18 protein-coding genes are annotated in these 22,095 nt (G+C 72.4%); 8 read left to right on the forward strand and 10 right to left on the reverse strand.

Features of this window, described 5'->3' with window-relative positions; translation table 11 throughout:
• Positions 1 to 14: 14 nt before the first annotated feature.
• Positions 15 to 1,061 (reverse strand): anthranilate phosphoribosyltransferase, encoded by a 1,047-nt coding sequence (gene trpD / locus AB0K12_RS13795; protein WP_364559694.1) that lies wholly within the window; start codon positions 1,059 to 1,061, stop codon positions 15 to 17.
• Positions 1,062 to 1,067: 6 nt separating this feature from the next.
• Positions 1,068 to 1,493 carry a hypothetical protein gene (locus AB0K12_RS13800; RefSeq protein ID WP_345400966.1) on the reverse strand — a complete coding sequence of 142 codons (426 nt, stop codon included), beginning with the start codon at positions 1,491 to 1,493 and terminating at the stop codon, positions 1,068 to 1,070.
• A 179-nt stretch (positions 1,494 to 1,672) separates the two neighbouring features.
• Here AB0K12_RS13800 and AB0K12_RS13805 point away from each other — a divergent pair, with 179 nt between their 5' ends.
• Genes AB0K12_RS13805 through AB0K12_RS13820 form a run of 4 tightly spaced genes read left to right on the forward strand, consistent with a single transcriptional unit; the run spans position 1,673 to position 5,950 of the window.
• Positions 1,673 to 2,326, forward strand: a complete 654-nt coding sequence (locus tag AB0K12_RS13805; protein WP_364559698.1) for a heme-copper oxidase subunit III — start codon at positions 1,673 to 1,675, stop codon at positions 2,324 to 2,326.
• A 14-nt stretch (positions 2,327 to 2,340) separates the two neighbouring features.
• On the forward strand, positions 2,341 to 3,150 hold the full coding sequence (locus AB0K12_RS13810; RefSeq protein WP_364559701.1) for a c-type cytochrome: 810 nt from the start codon (positions 2,341 to 2,343) through the stop codon (positions 3,148 to 3,150).
• Complete coding sequence (locus AB0K12_RS13815; RefSeq protein WP_364559704.1) at positions 3,147 to 4,259, forward strand: Rieske 2Fe-2S domain-containing protein; 1,113 nt, start codon at positions 3,147 to 3,149, stop codon at positions 4,257 to 4,259. Before AB0K12_RS13810 ends, AB0K12_RS13815 begins: the two co-directional genes overlap by 4 nt.
• Positions 4,256 to 5,950, forward strand: coding sequence for a ubiquinol-cytochrome c reductase cytochrome b subunit (locus AB0K12_RS13820; protein WP_364559707.1), 1,695 nt, complete (start codon positions 4,256 to 4,258; stop codon positions 5,948 to 5,950). Before AB0K12_RS13815 ends, AB0K12_RS13820 begins: the two co-directional genes overlap by 4 nt.
• 442 nt (positions 5,951 to 6,392) lie before the next feature.
• Here the strand turns inward: AB0K12_RS13820 and AB0K12_RS13825 are convergent, their stop codons facing one another.
• Positions 6,393 to 6,680 carry an Lrp/AsnC ligand binding domain-containing protein gene (locus AB0K12_RS13825; protein WP_355424960.1) on the reverse strand — a complete coding sequence of 96 codons (288 nt, stop codon included), beginning with the start codon at positions 6,678 to 6,680 and terminating at the stop codon, positions 6,393 to 6,395.
• Between the two features lie 17 nt (positions 6,681 to 6,697).
• On the reverse strand, positions 6,698 to 8,422 hold the full coding sequence (locus AB0K12_RS13830; protein ID WP_364559711.1) for a DEDD exonuclease domain-containing protein: 1,725 nt from the start codon (positions 8,420 to 8,422) through the stop codon (positions 6,698 to 6,700).
• A gap of 75 nt (positions 8,423 to 8,497) precedes the next feature.
• Between AB0K12_RS13830 and AB0K12_RS13835 the strand changes: the two genes are divergently transcribed.
• The 3 genes from AB0K12_RS13835 to AB0K12_RS13845 all read left to right on the forward strand — a co-directional run bounded on the left by AB0K12_RS13835 (position 8,498) and on the right by AB0K12_RS13845 (position 13,479).
• Positions 8,498 to 10,009, forward strand: a complete 1,512-nt coding sequence (locus tag AB0K12_RS13835; protein WP_364559714.1) for a serine/threonine-protein kinase — start codon at positions 8,498 to 8,500, stop codon at positions 10,007 to 10,009.
• On the forward strand, positions 9,999 to 11,495 hold the full coding sequence (locus AB0K12_RS13840) for a serine/threonine-protein kinase (protein WP_364559717.1): 1,497 nt from the start codon (positions 9,999 to 10,001) through the stop codon (positions 11,493 to 11,495). The genes AB0K12_RS13835 and AB0K12_RS13840 overlap by 11 nt, the downstream gene beginning before the upstream one ends.
• 541 nt (positions 11,496 to 12,036) lie before the next feature.
• Positions 12,037 to 13,479 (forward strand): hypothetical protein, encoded by a 1,443-nt coding sequence (locus AB0K12_RS13845; RefSeq protein WP_364559720.1) that lies wholly within the window; start codon positions 12,037 to 12,039, stop codon positions 13,477 to 13,479.
• Between the two features lie 54 nt (positions 13,480 to 13,533).
• Here the strand turns inward: AB0K12_RS13845 and AB0K12_RS13850 are convergent, their stop codons facing one another.
• From AB0K12_RS13850 to AB0K12_RS13875, 6 genes are all read right to left on the reverse strand, one after another.
• Positions 13,534 to 16,533, reverse strand: a complete 3,000-nt coding sequence (locus AB0K12_RS13850; RefSeq protein WP_364559723.1) for an FtsX-like permease family protein — start codon at positions 16,531 to 16,533, stop codon at positions 13,534 to 13,536.
• The gene (locus tag AB0K12_RS13855; protein ID WP_364559726.1) at positions 16,530 to 17,342 is read right to left on the reverse strand and encodes an ABC transporter ATP-binding protein; all 813 of its coding nucleotides are present in this window, start codon (positions 17,340 to 17,342) and stop codon (positions 16,530 to 16,532) included. The genes AB0K12_RS13850 and AB0K12_RS13855 overlap by 4 nt, the downstream gene beginning before the upstream one ends.
• 133 nt (positions 17,343 to 17,475) lie before the next feature.
• Positions 17,476 to 18,138 (reverse strand): ATP-binding cassette domain-containing protein, encoded by a 663-nt coding sequence (locus AB0K12_RS13860; RefSeq protein WP_364559728.1) that lies wholly within the window; start codon positions 18,136 to 18,138, stop codon positions 17,476 to 17,478.
• A gap of 185 nt (positions 18,139 to 18,323) precedes the next feature.
• The gene (locus AB0K12_RS13865; protein WP_364559731.1) at positions 18,324 to 20,003 is read right to left on the reverse strand and encodes a PH domain-containing protein; all 1,680 of its coding nucleotides are present in this window, start codon (positions 20,001 to 20,003) and stop codon (positions 18,324 to 18,326) included.
• Entirely contained in the window at positions 20,000 to 20,491 is a 492-nt protein-coding gene (locus tag AB0K12_RS13870) for a PH domain-containing protein (RefSeq protein WP_364559734.1), read from the reverse strand. The genes AB0K12_RS13865 and AB0K12_RS13870 overlap by 4 nt, the downstream gene beginning before the upstream one ends.
• Entirely contained in the window at positions 20,488 to 20,709 is a 222-nt protein-coding gene (locus tag AB0K12_RS13875) for a hypothetical protein (protein WP_364559737.1), read from the reverse strand. Before AB0K12_RS13875 ends, AB0K12_RS13870 begins: the two co-directional genes overlap by 4 nt.
• Before the next feature lie 111 nt (positions 20,710 to 20,820).
• Here AB0K12_RS13875 and AB0K12_RS13880 point away from each other — a divergent pair, with 111 nt between their 5' ends.
• Positions 20,821 to 22,065: a histidine kinase gene (locus AB0K12_RS13880; protein WP_364559739.1), complete on the forward strand. Its 1,245-nt coding sequence runs from the start codon at positions 20,821 to 20,823 to the stop codon at positions 22,063 to 22,065.
• Positions 22,066 to 22,095: the final 30 nt, after the last annotated feature.

Genomic DNA, 22,095 nt, shown 5'->3' on the forward strand with positions numbered 1-22,095 from the left:
CGCTCAGGGCCTGCTCAGGAGCGCGGGAAGGCGCTGCTGACCTCGATCCAGCGGTCGAGGGTGGCCGCGGCGGCGCCGGAGTCGATCGCCTGGACCGCGCGGGCGTAGCCGTCGATCATGGCGGAGTCGAGGTCGTCGCCCGGCCCGTCGAGCGCCACCAGCGCGGCCGCCGCGTTGAGCAGCACCGCGTCGCGCACCGGCCCCGTCTTGCCCCGCACGAGGTCGTGCACGGCCTGGGCGTTGAAGGCGACGTCGCCGCCGCGCAGCGCGCCGACGTCGGCGCGCGGGATGCCGAGCACCGCCGGGTCGAACGTGGTCTGCGTGGCCGTGCCGTCCCTGACCACCCAGACGGTGGAGGTGGCCGCGATGGTCAGCTCGTCGAGGCCGTCGTCGCCGCGGAAGACCAGGGCGGACACGCCCCGCTCGGCGAACACGCCGGCCAGCACCGGCAGCATGCCGGCGTCGTAGACGCCGATGGCCTGCGCGGAGGGGCGGGCCGGGTTGGTCAGCGGGCCGAGGAAGTTGAAGATCGTCGGAACGCCGATCTCCTTGCGCGTCGGCCCGGCGAAGCGCAGCGCGGGGTGGTAGACGGGCGCGAAGCAGAACGCGATGCCCGCCTCGCTCGCCACCCGCGCGGTCTGCTCGGGCGTGAGGTCGAGCCTGATGCCGAGGTGCTCCAGGACGTCGGCGGCACCGCACGAGGACGACGCGGCGCGGTTGCCGTGCTTGACCACCCTGGCGCCCGCGGCGGCGGCCACGATGGCGGCCATCGTCGAGACGTTGACGGTGTGGGCGCGGTCGCCGCCGGTGCCCACGATGTCGACCACCGGGCCCTCGACGCGGAGCGGCGTGGCGAGGTCGAGCATCGTGCGGGCCAGGCCCACGACCTCGGCCACGGTCTCGCCCTTGGCGCGCAGCGCGATCACGAAACCGGCGATCTGGGACGGCGTCGCGGCGCCGGACATGATCTCCCGCATCGCCCAGGCCGACTCGTCAGAGGTGAGGTGCTCTCCTGACAGGAGGGCGTTGAGCAGGGTGGGCCAGGTCGTCCGGGAGTCCATGGGCACCTACTTAGCGTTGAGGCGGGTGGCGGAGCGGCGGCGCATGAGGTCGGCCACGGTGTCGGCGAGCACCAGGGGCTCAAGAGGCTGGGCCACCACGGCGTCGGCCTTCGACCAGTCGGCCAGCCACCTGTCGTCGCGCCTGGCGATGATCAGGCAGATGGGCGGGCAGTCGTAGACCTCGTCCTTTGCCTGGCGCGAGACGCCCATGCCGCCGGCCGGCTGGGTCTCGCCGTCGAGGACGGCGACGTCGATCTCACCGGAGCCGAGCCACTGGTGCACCTTGGGCTCGGTGGCGCACTCCACGATCTCCACGAGGGGTAGGTCGGCCGCGGGGCGCCTGCCGATGGCCTGGATCACCTCGGCCCTGGTGGCGGCGTCGTCGCTGTAGACGAGGACTTTCATCTTCTCGTCGGTGCTCCCACTGGACATCGGTCGCGCTCACTATCAGTCGAAGAGGTATGGTCACCTGGGATCGTACCGGTGCGTGGGCATGCGTACCCAGGCCACCATGCCTGGTGGGCGTTTTATGGCAATTATCCCAGGTTGGTCGGTGGTTCGTACCTGCTAACGGGGGGTCGTGCGCCGGACCGACCACCGGAGCCGCAATAATGCTGCCCGTGGCGACAGCATCCGCAATAACTTCGACGACGACAGCACAGTCGTACCGCAGACCCAACTTGGTCAGCGTGGGCACGATCGTGTGGCTGTCCTCTGAGCTCATGTTCTTCGCGGCGCTGTTCGCGATGTACTTCACCATCCGGTCGGTGAGCGTCGGCAAGGGCCTCGAGTGGGGCCCGGCGCTGCTTCCTGCTGGCGCGCACGCAGCAGAGGCCGCTCACCTGAACATCCCGTTCGCGACGGTCAACACGATCATCCTGGTTCTGTCGAGTGTGACGTGCCAGCTGGGCGTGTGGGCCGCGGAGAAGGGGCAGGTCGGAAAGCTCCGCTTCTGGTACATCATCAGCTTCCTCATGGGCGCGATCTTCGTGGCCGGGCAGCTGTACGAGTACGCTGAGCTGGCGTCAGAGGGCGCGACCCTGTCCGCTAACGCTTACACCTCGGTGTTCTACCTGACGACGGGCTTCCACGGCCTGCACGTGACCGGTGGCCTGATCGCGTTCCTGTTCATGCTGGGACGCACGTACGCCGCGAAGCGCTTCACGCATGAGCAGGCCACCAGCGCGATCGTCGTGTCCTACTACTGGCACTTCGTAGACGTCGTCTGGATCGGTCTTTTCGCGACCATCTACATCATTCGTTAAGGAACGGGATCTCTGTGACTAGGATCACCGCTTGGCGGCGGCATCCCCTCGCGAGATACGCCGTCCTGATTTTGGCGTTGGCGCTGGTCGGGATGGTATACGCCGCCTTTGTCCAGGCGGGTAAGCCTGCCGACGCGGCATTGGCGGCAGGCAAGGTCGATGACGTGGCCGAGGGCAAGAGCCTGTTCGTCCAGCACTGCTCCAGCTGCCACGGCATGAACGCGCAGGGCACCAGCACGGCGCCCACGCTCATCGGCGTCGGCGCCGCGGCCGTCGACTTCCAGATGAGCACCGGGCGCATGCCGGCGGGCGCTCCTGGCCCGCAGGCGCCGCGCAAGCCGCTCGCGCCCTGGGTCAACGAGACCACGACCCGCCAGATCGCCGCCTACGTGCAGTCGCTCGGCGGCGGCCCGCAGGTGCCGGGGCACGAGCAGGTCGACCCCAAGCTCGGTGACGCCGGCAAGGGTGGCGAGCTGTTCCGCGCCAACTGCATCCAGTGCCACAACTGGGCAGGTGCGGGCGGCGCGCTGACGCAGGGCAAGTACGCGCCCAACTTGAACGAGGCGACGCCCACGCAGATCTACGAGGCGATGGTCACCGGCCCGCAGGCGATGCCGGTCTTCAACGACACGACGATCACGCCCGAGGAGAAGCGGAGCATGATCGCCTACATCACCCAGGTCCGCGAGCAGAGGGACCCGGGCGGCTTCGGCCTCGGCCGCATCGGCCCGGTCACCGAAGGTCTCGTGGCGTGGATCGTGGGCCTGAGCGCCCTCGCACTCGCCGCCATCTGGATCACCGCGAAGAAGCGACAGAAGTCATGACAGACAACGAGCACGAGATCGAGCAGCCGGACGAGCGCGTCCCCAAGCGCGTCATCGGCACCCCCGCACCGGGCACCTCGATGCTCGGCACGGCGGAGACCGAAGAGGTCGAGCGCGACGTCCCCGGCGTGACGCTGCAGGACGAGGCCAAGGCCCGCAAGGCCGAGAAGATCGTGGCGCTCTGCTTCACGATCACCTTCCTGGCCGCCATCGCGTTCATCATCTCCTACGTGGTGTTCCAGGTCGGCAGTCCCGAGGCCACGGGCACCTCCACCTTCGCGCTGGGCACCTCGCTCACCGTCGCGATCCTCGGCCTGGCGGTCGGCATCGTGATCTGGGTCCGCCAGATCATGCCGAAATACTCGCTGGTCCAGGAGCGCCACACGATGGCCTCCGAGGAGGACGACCGCGAGGTCGTGAGCGACACCTTCGTGCAGGGCGCCAACGAGAGCGGCTTCGTCAAGCGCAAGCTGCTGCGCCGCACCCTGCTGCTGGCCGCCGCGCCGCTGGGCCTGGTCCCCCTGGTCCTGCTGCGCGACCTCGACAACAGCAAGATGCCCGGCGCCAAGTTCAACAAGACGCTGCGGCACACCGTCTGGGGCGAGACCACCAAGGAGGGCAAGCCGCTCAGGCTCGTCGTCGAGGGCACCGGCCAGCCCATCAGGGCGGCCGACTTCAACTCGCCCGGCGGCATCCTGTCGGTCGTGCCCGAGGGTTACGAGCACGACCTCAACGCCCTGGCCAAGGCCACGCTGATCCTGATCAAGTTCCGTCCTGAGGAGATCAAGGGCGGCACCAACAGAAACTGGACGCACGACGGCATCGTCGCGTACTCCAAGATCTGCACCCACGTGGGCTGCCCCGCGGCCCTGTACGAGCAGAACACCCACCACATCCTCTGCCCGTGCCACCAGTCGACGTTCGACGCCGCCGACGGCGCGAAGGTCATCTTCGGCCCGGCCGCCCGGCCGCTGCCGCAGCTGCCCATCACCGTCGACGCCGAGGGTTACCTCATCGCCAAGGGCGATTTCCCGGTGCCCCCCGGGCCCAGCTACTGGGAACGCGGTGACGCGGAGGCCGAGGCCAGGTCGAAGGGAGGCCAGGCATGAGCACCGAGCTGAAGGCCGCGCCCAAGGCCATCGCCGGCCCGTCGAACTGGCTCGACGAGCGCCTTGGCGGTGCCAGCTTCCTCAAGCGCAACATGCGCAAGATCTTCCCGGACCACTGGTCGTTCCTCCTGGGTGAGATCGCGCTCTACTCCTTCGTCGTGCTGCTGCTGACCGGGACGTTCCTGACGCTCTGGTTCAAGCCCAGCATGATGGAGATCGCCTACGACGGCTCGTACGCGCCGCTCAAGGGCGTCATGATGTCCGAGGCCTACGCGTCGTCGCTGGAGATCAGCTTCGACGTCCGCGGTGGTCTGCTCATGCGGCAGATGCACCACTGGGCGGCCCTGCTCTTCGTGGCCGGCATGATGGTCCACGCGCTGCGCGTGTTCTTCACCGGCGCCTACCGCAAGCCGCGCGAGATCAACTGGATCATCGGCGTGCTGCTGCTGACGCTGGCGCTGGCCGAGGGCCTGACCGGCTACTCCCTCCCCGACGACCTGCTCTCCGGCGCCGGTCTGCGGATCACCGAGGGCGTGGCGATCTCGCTGCCGCTGGTCGGCACGTACATCACTTTCTTCCTGTTCGGCGGCGAATATCCGGGTGAGGATGTCATCTCCCGGTTCTACTCGCTGCACATCCTGCTCATCCCGGGCATCATCCTGGCGCTGGTCTCCGCCCACATGGTCCTCATGTGGGTGCAGAAGCACACCCAGATGCCGGGCAAGGGCCGGACGAACAAGAACGTCGTCGGCGCGCCGTTCTACCCGGCCTTCATGGCGAAGGCGGGCGCGTACTTCCTGTTCACGCTGGGCGTCATCACCGGCCTGGCGACCTTCACCCAGATCAACCCGATCTGGCTGTTCGGTCCCTACACGCCGGCCGACGTCTCGGCGGGTTCGCAGCCCGACTTCTACATGGGCTTCCTCGAAGGCGCGCTGCGCATCATGCCGCCGTGGGAGATCAACCTCTTCGGCACCTCTCACGCCGGCACGCTGCCGCTGAGCGTCATCATCCCGGCGCTGGTGCCGATGGGCATCATCATGACCGGCCTGGCGCTCTACCCGTTCCTCGAACGCTGGGTCACCGGCGACAACCGTGAGCACCACGTCGTCGACCGTCCGCGCAACAACCCCCACCGCACCTCGATCGGCATCTCGGCGATCACCTTCTACGGTGTGCTGTGGCTGCTCGGCGCCAACGACGAGATCGCGGCGAACTTCCACATCAGCCTCAACGTGACGACCTACGCCGGCCGAGTGCTGATCTTCGTCGCCCCGGCGCTCGCCTACCTGATCACCTACCGCATGTGCATCGGCCTGCAGCGCGCCGACCAGGCGATCATCTCGCACGGTGTGGAGTCCGGCGTGATCAAGCGGCTGCCGCACGGTGAGTTCATCGAGATCCACACGCCGCCGTCCGAGGACATGGAAGCGCACATGCGCGGCAAGGAGACCGTGCCGATGCTTCCGGTGGACGAGGACACCGCGGGCATCCCGCCGAAGGGGATGCGCGGGCCGCTCGGCAAGCTCCGCGGCCGGATGTCGCGGGCCTACGGCGGGGAGAAGATCCCGCTGGAGGACCCGAACGGGCACCACGGCCACGGCGAGCACGACGAGCACGGCGAGCACGAGGAAGAACCCGCCGCCGTCGGCTCCGGTGCGAGCGACGAGCAGCACAGCATCACCCGCTGATCCCTGACGCCACACAACCGACGGGCCCGGCCGAGCATCCGCTCGACCGGGCCCGTCGGCGTCCCCGGACATCCACGGTCCTGAGCGCCTGGCCCCATCGGGGGCGGGGCGAGGCGTCTCCGAGGCCGCCACGCGAAAGGCGCGCTCGCGCACGCGGGCGGATGAATGAGACCGCCACGCGAAGGGCGCGCTCGCGCACGCGGGCGGATGAATGAGGTGTGTTCGTGCACGCGGACGGAGGCGGCGGCGTGCCTGCGCTGGGCAGTGCGGGACGCGCTGCGGGCACCTAGCGCGGCTGGCGCACCGGCCGGTGAGTGGGGCGCCGGTCGCGATGGGTCCTGGGGCGTGCGGCTGGAGCGCGGGGCCTGGGCGTGGATTCTGAAACCGCGTTCGCCCGGGCGCGCCCGGGGTGCTGAGCCCTGGGCGTGAGGCCGGGGGCGGGTCAGTCGGCTTCGGGGAAGCCGATGGAGAAGGCGGCGTCGAGGTCGTGGCGGGAGTAGGCGCGGAAGGCGATGTGGGTCTCCGTGTGGAGCACGCCAGGCACCTTGTTGATCCGCCCCGGGACGACCTCGGCGATCTCCTCATAGGCGGCGACCCTGACCATGGCCAGCAGGTCGTATTCGCCGGTGATGGAGTAGACCTCGCTGACTCCTTGAATCTCGGCGATCGTCTGGGCGACCTCCGGGATCCGGTCTACCTCTGCATTGATGTGGACGATAGCCGTGACCATGCATCAACTCTATCGTTTCACCTCAAAGGTCGCCCCTCCCGAGGACGACGCTGATCGAGATGCCGGTACGCGAGCTCGATGCGCGCCTTGTGCCGGGCCGCACCGCGCGCCGGCAGGCTCCACTCGCCGTCGACCTCCACCAGCCGCACCCCGGGCGACTCCAGCCAGCGCAGGATGCACTCGGTCTCCTCGGCACTGGCCGCGGGAACCGGCCCGGGGCCGGGCAGCACCGCCTCGGCGGCGGCCTTGAGCGAGGCCACGAAGGGGGTCGGGTGGGCGCCCTTGGGCATGACCCCGGCGGCGGCCAGGCGGCCGTGGCGGACGACGTGGATGTCCCAGCCGCCCCCGAAGGCCGGACTGGCGGCCACCAGCTCGGGGATGCGGGTGATGGCGCTCAGCCGCTGCATGCGGGCCGCCGTACGGACGAAGGAGGCCAGCCGGTCGCGGTCGACCGAGGCCTCCTCGTAGCGCTGCTCGACCGACAGCCGCTCCATGCGGGCGGCCACGGCGCTGAAGACGGTGCCGGCGTCGAGCGTCATGGCGCGGCGCGCGGTCTCGACGTGGACGGCGTATTCCTCCGGGCTCTCGCGACCCTCGCACGGCGCCCCGCAGCGGCCCATCTCGTGCAGCACGCACGCCGCGCGCCTGGTGCGCAGCGTCACCGGCTGCGTGCACTGGCGCAGCGGCACGGCCTCGTGCAGCGCGATGCGGGCGTCGTCGGCCAGCCGGGCACTGGTGAAGGGGCCGAGGTAGGTGGCGTCGTCGTCTTTGACCTCGCGCACGATCGACAGGCGGGGGAACACCTCGCGCGTCAGCTTCAGCCACACCATCTTCTCGGGGAAGCGGGAGCGGCGGTTGTAGCGCGGCTTGGCGCCGCCGATCAGGCGCAGCTCCCTGACCTCGGCCTCCAGCGCGGTGGCGCAGACGATGTGGCGCACCCGCTCGGCGATGCCGATCATCTCCCGGATGCGCGGCCGGGTCTCGCCCGCGGTGAAGTAGGAGCGTACGCGGTTGCGCAGGTTGGTGCTCTTGCCGATGTAGAGGACCTCGCCGCGCTCGTCCTCGAACATGTAGACGCCGGGCGCGTGCGGCACAGAGTCGGCGAGATGACGCTTGCGCTGCTGCTCGGGCGTGGGGGCGCGGACGAACGACTTGAGCTCCTCCAGCGTGTGGACCTGGAAGGACCCGGCCCGCTCGATCAGCCCGTGGAGCACGTCGACGGTGGCCCTGGCGTCCTGGAGCGCGCGGTGGCACGGCTCGACGGGGCTGCGGAAGAACCGGGCCAGCGTGGCCAGCTTGGCGTTGGGCGTCTCGTCGCGGGTCAGCACCCGCCTGGCCAGATCGACGGTGTCGACCACCGGGTTGGCGGGCGGCGGATAGCCGAGCGCGGCGCAGGCCGCCTTGATGAAGCGGGTGTCGAACCCGGCGTTGTGCGCCACCAGCGTGGCGCCGCGGATGAACTCGAGGAAGCTCGGCAGCACCGACTCGATCTTGGGCGCGGCCATGACCATGGCGTCGGTGATGCCCGTCAGCACGGAGATGAACGGCGGGATCGGCCCCCCGGGATCGACCAAGGTGGAGAACTCGCCGAGCACCTCACCGGCCCGCACCTTGACCGCGCCGATCTCGGTGATCGCGTCCTCGGCGGGCGCGCCGCCGGTCGTCTCGAGGTCGAACACGACGAACGTGACGTCGCTCAGCGGCGTGCCGAGCTCGTCGAGAGTGCCTTGAACCGGGTCCACGAACCAAGACCATAGAAGGACGGACCGACAGGAACGAGTAAGCACCCCCCTTGATCCTTAGTTACCCTTCCCTTTATGTCCGCGGGAAGACTTGCCGGCCGCTACTCCCTGCTGCGCCCGCTGGGCGCCGGTGGCATGGGGAAGGTGTGGCTGGCCAGGGACGAGATGCTTGAGCGCGATGTCGCGGTCAAGGAGCTCACGCTGCCCGAGGGCATGCCGGACAAAGAGCGCTCCGAGGCGGTGACGCGGGCGGTGCGCGAGGCGCAGGCCACCGCGCGGCTGCGCCACCCCGGCATCGTGGCCCTGCACGACGTGGTGGTCGAGCAGGACAGGCCGTGGCTGGTCATGGAGCTGCTGCGGGGCCGCACGCTGGGCGACACCGTACGCGACTTCGGCCCCATGCCCCCCGACTACGCGGCCAGGGTGGGCGCCGACGTGCTCGAGGCGCTGATGGTCGCCCACGCCCAGGGCCTGCAGCACCGCGACGTCAAGCCGGGCAACGTGTTCCTGACCGAGAGCGGCCGGGTGGTGCTGACCGACTTCGGCATCGCCAGGCAGGAGGGCCAGGCCACGCTCACCGAGCAGGGCCTGATGATCGGCTCGCCCGGGTTCATCGCGCCGGAGCGGCTCGAGGGCCACCCCGGCGGCCCCGCCAGTGACCTGTGGTCACTGGGCGCGACCCTCTATGTCGCGCTGACCGGCGCGCCGGCCTACTCGGGGTCGATGGCCGACCGCGTACGCGCCACGCTCACCCAGCCGGTCCCGGTCGCGCCGGGCCCGCTCGGGCCCGTCGTGGCCGCGATGATGGCCCAGCACCCCGGCGCCCGCCCCGACCCGCGGCTGGTGGTGGAGGCGCTCAGGCAGGTCGCCGCGGGCCTGCCCGCACCCAAGCTGCCGGTCGGCGAGGCGGCGACCGCGCCGAGCGGGTCCGGAGGGCGCGGCAAGCTCGGCGTGCTGGTCGCCGCGGTCGTCGTGGTGGCGCTGGCCGCCGCGGCCACGACAGGGTTCCTGCTGCTGCGCGACCGCGACGGCGTCGCCGCCTCGGCGTTCACCACCCCCATGGACGTCTGCACGCTGATCGGCGCGCAGGACCTCGGCGGCATCCTGAAGACCGCCAACCCGCCCAAGGCGCAGCCCGACTCCGACGACGCGGGCCCGGAGTGCGGCTACCCGCTCTCGGCGGCGAAGACCGGCGTGAGCCTGCAGGTGCAGAAGGACTCCGACACCGTCGATCCGTGGTCGATGACCGAGGTGTCGGCGCGCAAGCTGTTCCAGAGCCAGAAGCGCACCTGGGGCAGGAACGACACGATCAGCTGGACCTGGCCCGAGATCGGCGTGGCGGGCAACCAGCGGGCCACCCGCACCGCGGTGCACGACATCCAGGGTGTCGGCGAGGAGGCGTTCGGCTTCGAGCTGCGGGGTCCCGACGGCCGGATGCACTCCGCCCACGTCTTCTACCGGCTGGCCAACCTCGTCGTGAGCGTCTCGTACACCACGCTCAGTGACCGGCCGACCGACGACCAGATCATGCAGTCGGCGCTGAGAGCCGCGCAGGCGAGCGAGCGGACGTTGCGCGATGGCGGGTGACCTCTATCTCCTGGCGAGCCGCTACCGGCTGATCGAGCGGCTCGGGCAGGGCGGCGCGGGCACGGTGTGGCGGGCCATCGACGAGGTGCTCGACCGGCAGGTCGCCGTCAAGCAGGTACGCGTGCCTGAGCGGCTGAGCCGGCGCGAGCACGCCGAGTTCATCGACCGCGCCATCCACGAGGCGCGGTCGGCCGGACGGCTGCGCGACCCGGCCATCGTGCTGGTCCACGACGTCGTCATCGAGGGCGCCCAGCCGTGGATCATCATGGACCTGGTCACCGGCCGCTCGCTCGACAAGGTGATCAAGCGGAGCGGGCCGCTGCCCCCCGAGTACGTCGCCGCGATCGGCCTGCGCGTGCTGTCGGCGCTGGAGGTCGCCCACGCCCATGGCATGCTGCACCAGGATGTCAAGCCGGCCAACATCCTGCTCGACGGCGACGGCTCGGCGATGCTCACCGACTTCGGCATCGCGGCGCCCATCAGCGGGGCGGGCGACCGGTTCGGCAGCGCGGGCTCGCCCGGCTACATGGCTCCCGAGCGGCTCAACCAGCAGCCGTCGGGGCCCGCGTCCGACCTGTGGTCGCTGGGCGCCAGCCTGTACACCGCGGTCGAGGGGCGCGCGCCGTTCGAGCGCGGGCTGCCCGCCGCGATCGCCGCGGCGGTGCTGCTGCACGAGCCGCCCTACCCCGCACGTGCCGGCCGCCACCTGGGCGACCTGCTGATGGCCATGCTCGCCAAGGACCCGGCGGTACGCCCCACGGCGGCCCAGGTGCGTCATGCGCTGCACAAGGTCGTCGGCATCTCCACGGGCACCTTCACCGGCACCGGAAATCTCCCCGGCACCGGCACCGGCACCGGCACTGGGCCCGGGGCCGCCAAGGCGCGCCGCCGGTGGCTGCTGCCCGTCGTGCTCGCCGCCGTCGTGGTGCTGGGCGCGGGCGGCTGGGTCGCCGTCAACGCGCTCGGCACGTCCACCGCCCCGCCCGGCCGCTACGCCACCGCTCCCGACCCCTGCCGGCTGCTCACCGACGACCAGGCCGCCAAGCTCATCAACGGCACGCCCCGGCGTTCGTCCCCCAAGCCGGGCGAGTGCGAGTGGCTGAACGACTCCACCCGCGGCAAGCTCATCGTGCGGGTCTGGGCCGAGCGGCCCACCGAGGACCTCAGCGGGCCCCAGGTGGCCGAGCGACGCATGGCCAGCGAGGAGCGTACGCGGGCCGCCGCCAAGGGCACCAGCCAGCGCCAGTCGTGGGGAGGAGTCAACGAGGTCGCCGGCGTGGGGGAGCGGGCGATCGTCCAGAACGGCTTGCGGATCTATATCAACTCCAATGAATCGGGCATCGCGGACAGCCGGTTGCTTTTCCGTACCAGTAACCTGCTGGGCGAAGTCATCTGGCATCGTGAGGACGTCCCGACCGACAAGCCCAACGATCAGAAGACCGCGATCGCCGCCGCCCGCCTGGTCGCCGCGGCACTGCCGGAGTGAGAGGCCTACCGCGCCGCAAGCGCCCCGCAAGGGGTGTGACTAGCATGTTTCCCCGCAAGCCAGGGCAACCTCAGGAGTCGCAGTGAATCCCGGTAGTGAGTACGGGCCGCCGAACCCCTATCAGGACCCCGGCAGGCGATCCCAGCCTCCACACCAGCCCCCGGACGGCCCCCCACCGCAGCACCCGCAGACCGGCCCTCCGGGCGCGAACCCAAGCCCGCCTCCGAACACTCCATACGGCGGCCCTCCGCCTGGCGCGCAGGCCGGCCCCCCGAACGGCCCTCAGGGCGGCTCTCCGAGCCGGCCCCCGCAGGGTCCCCAAGGCGGGCCACCGTACGGCCCTCAAGGCGGGCCACCGTACGGCCCTCAAGGTGGGCCGCCGAGCGGTCCTGAGGGCGGGCCGCAGGGGTGGCCTCAGGGTGGGGCGCAGGGTGGGGCGCCATATCTGCCGCCTACCTTGCCGCCCGCCATGCCGTCGTCGATGCCGCCGCATGTGCCGGACCAGGCGTTGCCGCCGACGCTGCCTCCCACCCTCCCCCCGATGCTCTCGCCGCAGGGCCCCCAGCGGCCGTCGTGGCTGATGCCCACGCTCGCCGCCGCGCTCGTGGTGCTGGTGGCCGCGACGGGAGTGGGCCTGTTCCTCCTGTACGGCAACAAGGACGACGAAGGCGGCGGTGGCACGCCCCCGGTGGCCGGGACGTCGTCCGCCTCCGGCAGCCCGTCCGCGGCGGCCGTGGGCGTGGACGTGTGCTCGATGCTGCCCAAGGACGAGGCCGACCGGCTGGTGCCCGACGCGACCGTGGACAAGCGGTCCCGCGACAGCGACTACACGGTCAACTTCGGCTGCAACTGGACGAACCGCCGCATCTCGTTCGGTGAGTTCTGGCGCAGCAGGGAGATCGACGTCAAGGTCGACCAGCACAAGCCCGACGGCGTGAAGACGGGCCGCGCGATGGCGCAGAACTCGTACGAGGCCGACTACAGCAGCGGCAAGTACCGCGAGACCGCGAAGCCGGCCCTCGACGAGGACGAGAAGGAGTACATCTCCCCGGTCAAGGACATCCCGAACGTCGGCGACAGCGCCTTCGCCCAGTACACGTGGCGCCGCTCGGGCAAGATGCTCTGGTACGCGTACGGCACCGCGTACGCGCGGGTCGGCGACATGACGATCGAGGTCAAGTACCAGGCGGGCCAGCAGCGTAAAGACGCCCAGATCCTGACGAACGAGTCCGCCCAGGCCGTCACGGAGGAGAACGCGATCCGCGAGGTGAGCGGCCTGGTCGTGCACTTCGCCAAGGGCGTCGCCGACTGGCAGCGCAAGCACCCCGACGTGTTGGCCCAGGCCGAGCCGTCGGCCACGCCCACCGCGCCGCCCTCCCGCTCTCCGAGCTCCACGCCGACGCCGTCGCCGACCGTGCTGGCCTCGTTCCCCGCCGACTGCGCGGCCGTCGGCGGCACCGCGGTCAAGCTGGTGCCCGACGCCACCACCCGGGCGCGCGGCAACAAGATCGGTGACGACGACCGTACCGAGTGCCGCTGGCTCAACCTGGACCTGCCGGACGGCGAGGGCAGGAAGAAGGTCCGCAGCGCGCTCATCACCGTGCACCGGTTCACCAACCGGGCCGGGGCCGTGGACGAGCCGGCCGCCAAGGAGTTCTACGCGACGGACCGGGGCCGGTCAGCGGGCAGCTCCGAGTCCTCGCTCGGCGGCATCACCTGGGGCGAGCTGACCGACGTGAAGGGGCTGGGCGACCAGGCCCACCGGCAGTACGTCCAGTCGCGGGTCGGCGATGTGTCGGCCGGCAGCGGGTCGTACGTCATCCGCAGGGGCGCCGTGGTGATCGAGGTCGACTACACCGGACATCAGCGGCCCGAGAACGCGGAGAAGAACGCGTCCAATGTCGAGCTGATGCCGGAGAAGGAGGCGTTCGAGGGCGCCCTCACCCTGGCCAAGGCCTACCTGAACGTCCTGGACGGCGGCTGACGCCACCGGCAGTGCGCGCCGGGCGCCCATACGGCCGCCCATCCAGCCGCGCGCTCAGGCGGGGGCGTCGCGGAGGCGTTCGACGCGGATGCCGCGCAGCAGCAGCTCCGACACCGTCGCCGCGGCCAGCAGCGTCACGAGCAGGGCGGCGCCCACGACGAGCGCGACGGGCGCCGCCGCGATCTCGTGCGGCAGTGGCGGCGTGACCGGCGGCTCGGTGAACTGAGGGATGCGCCGCAGCGCGGCCTGCGCCGCGACGAGCCCGGCCAGCACTCCCGACAGCGTCCCGGCCATGACCGTGATGAGCTGTTCGAGCAGCAGCGACACCCGCAGCGCCCCCACCTTGGCGCCGGACGCCTCCAGCGCGGCCAGCTCGTAGCCGCGCCGCCGGGCCGCGGTGCGCAGCGCCAGCACCGTACGTCCCAGCGCGAGCGCCGCCGCGGCCAGCGCCGACACCAGCAGCAGCAACAGCGCGAGTCCTGGACCGCGCGCCGCGAACGAGGCGGCCAGCTCGCCCGCGTGCCGCCGGCTCACCACCGACAGCCCCTGCCCGGCCAGCGCCCGCTCCAGCGCGGCCACGTCGGACGTCCGCGTCCACACCTGGAACTGGGCCTGCTCGTGCACGCCGTACGCCATCCTGTCGGCCTGCTCCAGGTCCACCACGGCGCCCGCCTCCGTCAGCCCCGGCGCGGCGGCGGAGGTCGCGACGGCGTGCGCGGGGGAGGCGTAGGCGTTGTCCAGCCCTGGCAGCGCCCGCCTGCCCAGGTCCGCGACCGCGAGGGCGGCCGGCTCGGCCCGGTAGGTGTCGGGGCGCAGCGTCTGGTTGCCGACCGGGGTGATGCCGAACGTGCCGCCGCGCTCGCGCGGGTTCTCGTCCACCCGCCAGGGCGGCAGGTCGAGCGCGGTCCAGCGGCCGTCGTCGCGTACGGACATGGCGGTGACCCGCACCCGCACGAACGCCGACTCGGTGTACTGGGCGGGCGGCACCGGCTCGCCCTGGAAGGCGCGCAGCTCGCAGGGAGCGTTCCGGCAGCTCGGCGGCAGATTCCAGGCGTGCACGCCGGAACGCCCGCGCAGCTCGCCGAGCGGGATCAGCGTGGGGCTCAGCCGGTCGGGTACGCGCAGCAGCGCCGTCAGCCGGATCGTCCAGCCCTCCGGCGGCAGGTCGTGGGTGACCGCGACACGGAAGCGCTCGCCCCTCAGCCACACGCGCGGCGTGTCGGGCCCGGTCAGCCCCGACACCGCGGACGCCAGCGACCTGCCGCCCGCCAGCTCGGGACGCCAGTGCCCGACGGCGGCCAGCCTGGCCGGGTCGGTCGCGATGAGCTGCGGCGGACCCGGCATCCTGACCACCGGCGCGGCCAGGGTGCCCGACGGGTCGGCGGCGTCCACGGCGGCCAGCAGGCGGCTCGGCTCGACCGGGCGTACCGTGATGGCCGTGGGCGCGCCGTTGTGGAACCTCGCCGTCTCCGCGTAGTCGCCCGACGTGGCGCTCCACGCCGACACCGCGAACGTCGCCAGCCCGAACGCCGTGCCCAGCACGATCACGCTGCCCGCCGTCACCGGGCCGCGCGCGACCTGCCGCAGCGCGAGGAACGGCCCCAGACCGCCGCGCCGCCTGGTCACCCCGAACAGCCGCCCGGCCAGCACCGGCACCGCCCGGCTCGCCAGCAGCGCCGTGCCGAGCGCGATCAGGCCAGGCACCGCCAGCGCGCCCGAGCTCTGCCCCGTCACGTCCGTGATCACGCCGGTGGCCAGCAGCTCGACCAGGCCGACCGCGGTCACCGCGAGCACCACCGCGTCCAGCACCCAGCCCCGCGCCGACCTGCGCGGCGTGCGCCGCCACTCCTCGGTGACCGGGCGGGTCGCCGTACGCCAGGCCGCCAGCGCCGCCGCCAGCACCCCGCCCAGCATGGCCGCCGCCCCGGCCGCCACCGCCTCCACCGGGAACGTGACCGGGATGCCGGGCGGCAGCAGCACCTTCGCCATCGCGTCGGCCGCCACCCTGCCCAGCAGCAGGCCCAGCGGCACGGCGGCGGCCAGCAACAGGACCGGCTCGGTCAGCGCGTAGCGCCACACCCGCGCCCGCCCGTGGCCGCGCAGCCGGGCCAGCGCCAGCTCCGCGCTCCTCGCCCGTACCAGGTCGCCCACGGTCTGGAAGAGCAGCATCCAGCCGAGCCCGACGAGCTGGGCCACCACCAGCAGCGTCGGGACGCCCAGCGAGCCGGTGTCCGCGGTCAGGCGTCTGAGCGTGTCGGCGACGCGCGAGTACACGATCGCCTCGCTCTGCCTGCCCGCCCGCTCCGCGCTCGCCTGGATCGCGGCCAGCTTCGGGACGTCGGCGCCCTCCACGCGCGACGGGTCCACGTAGACGATGCCGTAGTCGGTCCAGCCGTTGGGGCGGCCGGAGGCGTCGGTGCCGCCGCCGATCGCGTACGTGCCGAGCCGCGTCTCCGGCACCGTGAACAGCGCGTCCGTCCTGCCCTCGCCCGGCGCGCCCGAGGGGGAGAACAGCGTGCGGCCGAACCAGAACGGGTCCGACGGCGAGCCTGGCCGGTAGATCCCCACGACGGTCAGCGGCGCGGGCACCCGCCGCGTCGCCGCGCCAGGCTCCATCTCGACGATCGCGGTGAGCCGCAGCCGCTGGCCCACCTTGAACCCCGACGCCGCGCTCGCCATCACCTCCCTGGCCGCGCCCGGGCAGCGGCCCTTCGCCAGGGTCAGATGCTCGCACTGACCGTCCTGCCAGAGCAGCGTGTAGACGCTCTCGTCGTTCACCCTGCCGCTGGACGTCTCCATGCCCAGGATCGGCGGGGTGGTGAAGCGGGCGCCCGCCGTGAACGCCGCCAGCTTCTCCTCGATGCTGCCGAACCTCGTCGTGTACCGCCAGCCGCGGCCCTCCACCGGGGCCGTCTCCAGCGCGTTCCTGGCGATGGCGGTGCGGGCGGCGGCCGAGTAGACGGGCCCGACGGCCGCCGACGCGATCGGGACGAGCGCGATGAGCAGCACGACGAGCGAGAGCGTACGGCGTTCCCAGAGGCCACGCAGGATCACGGATCCGCCCTCCTGAGCGCGATGCCGTCCGGCAGCTCCTCGATCCTCGCCATCGAGCCTGGGGGCAGCAGGTGGTGGTACTCGGGCGGCACCTGCACGCCGCCCTCCCTGCCCACCACCACGAAGTCCTCGCCGCGCCTGCCCTCGGCGCCGACCCGGCCGTCCCTGATCGTCACCGTACGGCTCAGCGCCGAGCTCACCGCCGTGTCGTGCGTGACCACCACCGCCGTCGTGCCGTCGGCCGCGGCCGCCCGCTTGATCAGCTCGACCACCCGCGTCCCCGACTCCTCGTCGAGCTGGCTCGTCGGCTCGTCGGCGAGCAGCAGCCTGGGCCGGTTCGCCAGCGCGACCGCCACCGCCAGGCGCTGCTGCTCGCCGCCCGACATCCGCCCCGCAGGCCGGTCGCCCGCCTCGCCGAGCCCCACCCTGCGCAGCAGCTCGGCGGCCCTGCGCCGGTCCCGCCGCACCGCCCGCTGGGCGAAGGCGACGTTCTGGGCGGCGCTGAGGTAGCCGATGAGGTTACGCGCCGGGTTCTGCAACACCATGCCGATCCTGGACGCCCGCAACCGGTCCAGTTTCCGCTGGTCGAGCCGCCCCAGGTCCGTGCCGTCGAACCACAACCGCCCCGCACTCGGCCGCACCAACCCGGCGAGCAACCACAACAACGTCGACTTCCCCGCCCCCGACGGCCCCAGCAACGCGACCGTCTCCCCCTCATCGATCACCAGATCCACATCCCGCAACGCGACCACCTCGACATCGCGCGCCTTATAGATCTGCACGATCCCGTCACACCTGACGAGACTCATGCCTGGCCTTCCCCGTGTGGAGTGGTGGTGTGGGAGTGGGGAGGTGGTGTGGCGCCGATGGGGGGAGGTGGCGTGACACCCGTGCGGGTCGGCCGTTCGACGCGGTCCCGCGTGCTGCAGAGGCTCGGGGAGGTCATGGGGTGGTCCTGGTGGGGTGGGTGGGGGTGCGGAGGTCGATGATGCGGTCGCAGCGGTCGGCGACCTCCGCGTCGTGGGTGGCGATCACCAGTGTGGTGCCCTCGTCGGCCGCGGCCAGCAGCTCGTCAAGGACGATCGCGCGGTGGTCGGCGTCCTGTTCGGCCGTCGGCTCGTCGGCCAGCAGGACCCGGGGGCGCAGGGCCAGCGCTCTGGCCACCGCCACTCGCTGCTGCTGGCCGCCGGACAGCTCCTCCACCAGGTGGTCGGCGAACTTGGCGACCTTCAAGCGCTCCAGCGCCCGCGCCGCCAGCCGCATCGCCTCCGCCGGCGGGCGCCCCGCGGCGCGCAGCGCGACCTCGACGTTCTCGGCCGCCGTGAGCAGGCTCAGCAGACCGTACGACTGGAACACCAGCGCCAGCCCGGCCCGCAGCGCCGGCTGCTCGTCCAGCGGCACCCCGCGCACCAGGACCCGGCCCGCCACCGGCGGAAGCAGCCCGGCCAGCGTGGTCAGCAGCGTCGTCTTGCCCGACCCGGAAGGGCCCATGAGCGCGACACGCTCGGCGGGGAACAGCTCGAGCGTGAGGTCGGCGATGATCGTACGGCCGCCGGCACGGCAGGTGAGGGCGCGACACGCGAGCGCCGGTCCGCCAGTCGTCACGGGCGGATCATCACCTGACAGGACATCCCCGTCAACGGTTAATACAGCTGCAACCCGGTTGCAAGTCGGACAAATAGCGTTATCAACGTAGGCGCTTGAGCCGCGCGATGGGGGTTGTCCAGTACAGGGGCATGGGCAAACCCCGGGGGATCGCGCGGCTCGCCTGCTTTCCCGGGTCTCCTGGGTCACCTCCGTGGCTCGAGGAACGGGTCGAGCAGACCGGGGACGGTGGCGGCGGCCAGGTCGAGGCCGTCGGAGCGGCCGACGTCCACGACCTCGTAGTGGCCGCGCCCGGCCGCCGTCGTGGCCGAGACCGTCACCAGGCCGGAGCGGCGCTGGAAGAACGTCTCGGTGAACGTCCAGCCCGCGACGCCCCGGCGATCGAGCGCCACCGTACGCCGCACCACCGCGCCTCTCCTCGTGACCAGGTGCCGGGGACTGAGCGCGTGCCCGAGACTCGCGGCCCCCGCCGCAGCCATCCACACCCCGTACGCCAGGACCACCAGCGTCCCCACGACCGCCACCACGGTCCAGCTCGCGCCCTCGGCCCACGGCACGGCCCCCGCCGCCACGGCCACCGGCAGTCCGGCCGCGACGCCGGTCGTCGCCAGCGCGCGCATCACCCGCCTGCGCCGGGCGGCGGGCGGGTGCCGCGTCAGGGTCACCATGGCCTCTCCCAAGGAAGACCCCGCAGCCCGGCCCGCCGGGGTGACCGCGGTGGCGATGCGCAGGGCGTCGGGGCGAGGGAGCGGCGGGGTGAGGGCCGCGGCGTCCTCGGTGTCCTTGGAGTCGGACCTGCTCAGCCCCGTGGCGACCGTCCTGACGCGGGCAGCCCCCGCCAGGCGGAGCAGGAGCGGCTCGCTGAGCTCGACGCCGCGCAGCCGGCGTTCCTCCATCGTCAGGGAGCGGGTGGTGAGCAGGCCGCGGCGCAGCCGGATCCGCCCCGGCTCGCGGTCGAGCCGGTAACGCCCCCACGACTCGGCGAACAGCAGCATCGCCCCTGCCACCCCCACCGCCACGTTGACCGCGAGCAGCAGCGGGACGGCGAGCAGCGGCTGCGCCGCGATCCACGCCCACAGCTCGGACGCCAGCCGCGTGGTGAACCTCCTCATCCCCAACGAGTCGAACACCTTGTAGAGCGCGCCCAGCACCACCGCCGCGCCGGTGAACGTCCACACCGACAGCGGGGCGTACCTGATCCACGACCACCGCAGCTCCGCCAGCGGCCCTTCACCGGCCGGGCCGCCCTGGCGCAGCAGCGTGCGGCGCAGCGCCTCGGCGTCGTGCCTGGTCAGCGGGTCGAGTGTCAGCTCGGGGGCGTCGCCCGCGTGCTCGCCGGTGCCGACCTTGACCACGGCCAGCCCGAACATCCGGTGCACGGGGTCGGCGCGCAGGTCCACGCTGCGCACGCGGTCGCGCGGGATCGAGCGGTGCTGCCGGGTGGTGATGCCGGAGCGCAGCTCCAGCCGTTCGGGCGTCAGGCGCCAGCGGATGGCACGCACTCTGATCCCGTCGTACGCGACCGCGCCCGCCACGATGAGCACCGCGGCCCCGGCGCACGCCGCCGCGATGCCCCCGACCGGCCAGTCACGGCCGGCGAGGAACCGGACGAGCCCCAGCACGGCCCCCGCCGCGACCGCCAGCGACTTGACCCCGGTCACCCACGGACTCCGCCGCGCCACCCCTCGCCACGCCGCCCCCGCCTCCGGCCCCACTGCCGGCCCCACTGCCGGCCCCACCTCCGGTTGCGCCTCCGCCCCCATCGCCGCTTCCATCGCCGCCCCCATCTCTGGCCCCACCCCCGCGCCCGGCTGCGGCCCGGGGACGGGCCGGGGGGCGTCCGCGTTCGCCTCGCGCGTGTTCATGTGGCGTCCCCCGGGATGGCCTGGGTGCGGGCGGTCAGGTGGGCGGCGAGGTCGGCGGCCAGCTCGTGGCCGAGCCCGCCGATGGTGATCGCGCCCGCCGAAGACGCCGTGGTCACCGTGACGTCGGCCAGCCCGAACAGCCGCTGCACCGGCCCCCGCGCGGTGTCGACCCGCTGGATCCGCGACATCGGCGCCACCTTCCACGTGTGCGTGAGCAGCCCCCGGCGGGTGTAGACGGCGTCGTCGGTGACCTCCCACCGCTCGACCCGGTAGGACATCCGCGGTGCCACCACGGCGAGCACCAGGCACCCCGCCGCGAACACCGCCACCAGCGCGCCCAGCCAGCCGGGCCGGGCGGTGAACAGCAGGTAGGCGACGACGGCGGCCCCGGCCAGGGGGACCATGAACATGAGCCACTGCGCCGTCCACCACGCCACCGCCCGGGGATCGGCCCGGTGGCGCGGCGGACGCAGCCCGGTCGCGCTCATGCCTCCCCCCGCCGCAGCGACCCGGCCACGGACAGCAGCACGAAGCCGAGCACGCCGATCACGATGGACCCGAACACCTCATATCCCTTCAGCGCGGGCACCACGTTGACCACGAGCAGCCCGTGCGCCCATCCCCACCAGTTCCACAGGGCGTCGCCCAGGCCGGCCACTCCTTGCAGGAGCAGCAGCCAGCCCGACACCGTCAGCACCGCTTGCATGCCGCCCAGCCTGGCCGGGCCGCGGCGCCGGACGCATCGGCCCTAGGTCTCGCACGGCATCGACTTTGGTCGCTGTCGCCGTACCTCCCGCAGGGCCTAACCTCGATGAACGTGACGGAACCGCGGGGAGACGGCGTGCCCGCCCACGAATACCGGTGGGCGCTGCCGTCGGTGCTGCTGGGCGACGCCCGCGAGGGCGGGCGGGTGCGGCGCTCCACCCGCGACTGGATCGTCGACACGCTGATGTTCCTGGCCGCCTGCCTCATCACCTACCTGTCGCTCGTCGAGCTGGACAAGAACCCCGAGCCCGACCCGCTGATGGCGCTGGAGCAGGTGACGGGCGCGCTGGCGTGCGTGGCGGTGTGGCTGCGGCGCCGGTGGCCGGTGGCGCTGTCGGTGACCACCGCGCTGCTGTCGTCCTACCTGGAGCTGGTGGGCGGGGCGTGCGTGGTGGCGTTGTTCACGGTGGCGGTGCACCGACCGCTGAAGATCTCGGGGCCGGTCGCGCTGCTCAACTTCCTCACCCTCGTCCCCTTCGTGGCCCTGCGCCCGGAGGACGACGACGAGCGGGCATGGGCGGTGGCGCTGGGCGTGACGGTCGTGCTCATGGTGTTCGCGTGGGGCATCGTGGTCAGGGCGCGGCGGCAGCTCGTCTGGTCGCTCAGGCAGCGCGCCGACAGCGCCGCCCAGCAGGCCAAGCAGCTCGAACGCGAGCGCATCGCCAGGGAGATGCACGACGTGCTGGCCCACCGCATCTCGATTCTCAGCCTGCACGCGGGCGCGCTGGAGTTCCGTCCCGACGCGCCGCCCGCAGAGATCGCCAGGGCGGCGGGTGCCATCAGGACCAGCGCCCACCAGGCGCTGCAGGACCTGCGCGAGGTGATCGGCGTGCTGCGGCACGCAGGTCCCGAGGCCGATGTCGTGCCCGACCGGCCGCAGCCCACGCTGGCCGACCTGCCCGCGCTGGTGGAGGAGTGCCGGCAGGCGGGCATGGACGTCCGGCTCGACCTGCGAGCCGGTGACGTGCCCGACGGGCAGGGCCGTAACGTCTACCGCATCGTCCAGGAGGCGCTGACCAACGCGCGCAAGCACGCGGGCGGCGTCCCGGTGAGCGTCGTCGTCGAGGGCGGGCGCGGCGAGGAGCTGTCGGTCGAGGTGCGCAACCCGCTCGGGGCACGCCTGGTCCGTCCGTCCGGGGCCGGCCTGCCCGGCGCGGGCGCCGGGCTCATCGGGCTGACCGAGCGGGCCGAGCTGGCGGGCGGCCGGCTGGAGCACGGCGCGACGCCGGAGGGGGAGTTCGTGGTACGCGCCTGGCTGCCGTGGCCGGTGGAGGCGACCAGGGAGGAGATCTCATGACCACACCTGGCCAGGGCGGCCCGATCAGGG

This window comes from Nonomuraea sp. NPDC049419 (assembly GCF_040676995.1).
Classification (GTDB): domain Bacteria; phylum Actinomycetota; class Actinomycetes; order Streptosporangiales; family Streptosporangiaceae; genus Nonomuraea; species Nonomuraea salmonea.

Bases quoted from the DNA above. Each gene is read 5' to 3' on its own strand.
- trpD (WP_364559694.1), bottom strand. From the start codon at position 1,061: ATGGACTCCCGGACGACCTGGCCCACCCTGCTCAACGCCCTCCTGTCA.
- AB0K12_RS13800 (WP_345400966.1), bottom strand. From the start codon at position 1,493: ATGTCCAGTGGGAGCACCGACGAGAAGATGAAAGTCCTCGTCTACAGC.
- AB0K12_RS13805 (WP_364559698.1), top strand. From the start codon at position 1,673: ATGCTGCCCGTGGCGACAGCATCCGCAATAACTTCGACGACGACAGCA.
- AB0K12_RS13815 (WP_364559704.1), top strand. From the start codon at position 3,147: ATGACAGACAACGAGCACGAGATCGAGCAGCCGGACGAGCGCGTCCCC.
- AB0K12_RS13820 (WP_364559707.1), top strand. From the start codon at position 4,256: ATGAGCACCGAGCTGAAGGCCGCGCCCAAGGCCATCGCCGGCCCGTCG.
- AB0K12_RS13825 (WP_355424960.1), bottom strand. From the start codon at position 6,680: ATGGTCACGGCTATCGTCCACATCAATGCAGAGGTAGACCGGATCCCG.
- AB0K12_RS13835 (WP_364559714.1), top strand. From the start codon at position 8,498: ATGTCCGCGGGAAGACTTGCCGGCCGCTACTCCCTGCTGCGCCCGCTG.
- AB0K12_RS13840 (WP_364559717.1), top strand. From the start codon at position 9,999: ATGGCGGGTGACCTCTATCTCCTGGCGAGCCGCTACCGGCTGATCGAG.
- AB0K12_RS13845 (WP_364559720.1), top strand. From the start codon at position 12,037: ATGCTCTCGCCGCAGGGCCCCCAGCGGCCGTCGTGGCTGATGCCCACG.
- AB0K12_RS13855 (WP_364559726.1), bottom strand. From the start codon at position 17,342: ATGAGTCTCGTCAGGTGTGACGGGATCGTGCAGATCTATAAGGCGCGC.
- AB0K12_RS13865 (WP_364559731.1), bottom strand. From the start codon at position 20,003: ATGAACACGCGCGAGGCGAACGCGGACGCCCCCCGGCCCGTCCCCGGG.
- AB0K12_RS13870 (WP_364559734.1), bottom strand. From the start codon at position 20,491: ATGAGCGCGACCGGGCTGCGTCCGCCGCGCCACCGGGCCGATCCCCGG.
- AB0K12_RS13875 (WP_364559737.1), bottom strand. From the start codon at position 20,709: ATGCAAGCGGTGCTGACGGTGTCGGGCTGGCTGCTGCTCCTGCAAGGA.